Annotated in this window: 3 protein-coding genes; 1 reads left to right on the forward strand and 2 read right to left on the reverse strand. The window is 59.8% G+C overall.

Annotated features, from left to right (window positions below; translation table 11 throughout):
- Nucleotides 1–436 precede the first annotated feature (436 nt).
- A complete protein-coding gene (locus OXQ95_RS18550) occupies nucleotides 437–1108 on the forward strand; it encodes a hypothetical protein (RefSeq protein WP_242098407.1) in 672 nt (223 codons plus the stop codon).
- Nucleotides 1109–1506: 398 nt separating this feature from the next.
- Here the strand turns inward: OXQ95_RS18550 and OXQ95_RS18555 are convergent, their stop codons facing one another.
- Nucleotides 1507–2466 (reverse strand): toll/interleukin-1 receptor domain-containing protein, encoded by a 960-nt coding sequence (locus tag OXQ95_RS18555; RefSeq protein WP_267383101.1) that lies wholly within the window; start codon nucleotides 2464–2466, stop codon nucleotides 1507–1509.
- Nucleotides 2467–2671: 205 nt separating this feature from the next.
- On the reverse strand, nucleotides 2672–2924 hold a 253-nt coding region (locus tag OXQ95_RS18560), incomplete at its 5' end, for a hypothetical protein (protein ID WP_267383103.1).

Genomic DNA, 2924 nt, shown 5'->3' on the forward strand with positions numbered 1-2924 from the left:
AGGCAAGCTGAACAAACGTCCGAAGCTGGAAAGCGACCATGGCCCGCTGAATGGCCGCAAATGGGTCGTCGCCGACGTGAACAGAAGGGCAGCTGAGCCATCAGGCTACCGTTAGGCATGCGTTCAGCGCTGGCCTGTAAGTCGTTGGAGCGAATTTGGGGATACCGCGCCCCCGCGGTCAATGCTGGAGGTGAGCTATGTTTCCGGTTTAAGGTTGCGCCGGAGAGGTCTGGCTTGGGGCCCCGCCGCTCAAATTCAATCCAGCTCGTTTACTTCGGATTGAAATATCGACGCCTACCACAGGGCTAGACCTGCGCCTGCAGGGTTCGGTCGGTACCGGCAGGGGGTAAACGGGATGGCAGCTTATCACGGGTCGCCAGCTCCAACCGTGCTGGAACAACAGGGTAGACTAGTTCGACGTTTTGGGAGGCATGGCTTGGCGCAAGCGAAAGGCTCGTCTTTTTATGGCGGGCTCGCGTGGTTCATCATCAGCATCGTGACGTTGAGCTATCTTGCCAGCCTGAGCGATCAGTGGCTGGAACTGGCGCAGACGAGATCAGGTTCTTCTGCGCTTTATTTTCGACCGGGCAGTCCTGATACGATCACGTTCTGGATACCAACGATCTTGGCTATGATCGTGCTCAACCTCAGAATGGAAGCGGTCACTAAGCTGGCGGTACTGATCCTGCTGTTCGCCGCAATGATTGGCTCATCAGCGATGGCGATGACCGGCTACGACGTGGTGACGGGTGATCGCGTGCTAATCCACTCACCGGTGCCTTGGCATCGCGATGTTCGTTTCTTCCTTGCTGATGCGCGGGTGACGGCAAAGGGATGTCACTACTGGCATACTAGAAGCGGCACGCACCGTCGCATTATCTTCCAGGTACAAGGTGGTCCGGGCGGTGAGCAGACGGTAGATTTGGGCGACGCCGTCGAGGGCAACCTCGGTAATTGGCTAGCTGTGATGCGAGGCTACGATGATGGATCACTGCCACTGGCAGCGGCGGCGGGCACCAACACGCCCCACGATCCTGACTGCTTGCGATTCTGGTCCACCGACCTTGATCAACAGCAGCAAGCGGAACTGTCCCGCCTGTTGAGCTAGGTGGCATGCCGTTGGCGGGTAGCGATGGGACTCTCGCATGCCGCGATAACGCGCGGGCAGTCAAAGGGAAGTTCGCTTCGTCATCCGCTATGAAACTCCAGGTGTTCAATCGGCAGTTCCGTCCCCTGTGATCGGCTTCAAGCCGATCCTGAACAAACGGCAGATGTTGGGGGTTCGGCAAGATAGTCTGAGTGGCTGAATCTGGGTCATTCTGATCGCGTCTTTCTGGATTGGACGCACACGCAACGCGACACATCTGACGAGCTATTGACCCTGAGCCCTCAAGGTTTGCGGATGTCAGCGGGATGGCAGACCCTCGGCCGAGGCGTTCGACCAACTCACGCTGTGCATCCTGGTGGCCCGACGCTGCGTCGGGCGCTAAGCGGAGGGCATCATTGCTAGGCGAGCGCCTTAATGGCCGCCCAGAGGTGCTCGGCGTAGGCCGCCGGGGTGAACTGCAGGTCCGGCTTCGGCTCCAGCCGCTTGAGCAGGCGTTCGGCCGTATCGGTGGCCATCCATCTCACCCGCTCGGTCGGCAGCCTAGCGCTGGCGTCGCGAGGATACACCTCTAGCTGGTAGCCTGGGTAGCCGGTGTATCCGCCAATGTCGGCGATCAGCAGACGTCGTGGGTTGCGGAGTTTGGGCAGCCTGTAATCCACGATAGTCTTGTCCCCCCAGCGACGTATATCAAGGCTGATGCCCAGTTCCACGTCGCGCTCGGCGAGGGTGGCGAGGGTCTGCTCGATGATGACCTTCAGGGCCTGCCACTCCTCCTCGTTAGCCTCCTTGCGGTAGACCCACTGCTCGGCGGGCCGGCCGTCGCTCGCGGGCCTGATTGCGTTCTCGTCGGACACCGCGTCGGAGACCTCGGTGTCACCTCCTCCGCTTGGCTGCGCAGTGGTGGACGCGCTCTCCACGTCCCAGTCGTTCAGGATCAGCTTGATCGAGCGGATGACGTCGTACCACGCGACGTCGCGGTCGGGCGCTGAGTTGATTGGCATCGCGTCTGTGTTGGCGGAGAGGAGCTGCCCGATGGGCAGGTTGGTCCAGTCGCACGCGCGGATCAGGATGGGAATTGCGAGGGCGCTGCCGGCGGCACTGCGCTCCAACGCGACGGCCATCTCCTCCTGGCAGGATCTGGAGCTCACATAGTCCGCGCTGATGAGCATCAGGATGATGTCGGCTGAACGAATGTTGTCGTTGATGGCTTCGTAGAGCGGCGCTCCGGCACGAATGTGTCGGTCGTTCCAGACTTCGACGCGTCCCTGGAGCAGCAGGGGCGTGAGGTGCTGGTCGAGCTCGCCCTTTAGCCGCTCGTCTTTGTGCGAATATGACGTGAAGATTTTCCGGGGCCTCATCGTCTCCCGGTATAATCGCGCGGTGCGCCGGTGGCTAGCGGGGCGTCATCACGCATGCTTGGCTGTGCATCGGCGTCGAAAGTGGGGCCCCGTTGTGAGCGAGGCAACTACCTGTAATCTTTTGCAAAGTATTGGTTAGAGGGGGTCCCGATCGGCGCCGATCTGGACCCCCGGCCATGTAGAGCTTCGACGCGATTTCAACGGCTTAACGAAAATCTACCAGGGTCCTAATTTCGGCGCCGATCCACACTTCGAGTTCCTTTGAGAGCCATTGGGGGTACTCCCGCCGATGTGGCGGCATTACCCCTGAAAATACCCCCAAATGCAAATCGACGTAGTGGCATCTCGGGAGATCCGGTGAGCGGATTTGAAGGCTGCTGAAACGACGCAAGCCAAGAAAAAAAGGCAATAAAAAAACCGCCTCGGGAAATCCTGAGACGGTTTGGTATGTGTGTGTA

Origin of the sequence: Sphingomonas sp. GC_Shp_6 (genome assembly GCF_026540835.1) — a bacterium.
Classification (GTDB): Bacteria; Pseudomonadota; Alphaproteobacteria; order Sphingomonadales; family Sphingomonadaceae; genus Sphingomonas.

Excerpts from the sequence above, each read along its gene's own strand:
- OXQ95_RS18555 (WP_267383101.1), bottom strand. The coding sequence starts at position 2,466 with ATGAGGCCCCGGAAAATCTTCACGTCATATTCGCACAAAGACGAGCGG.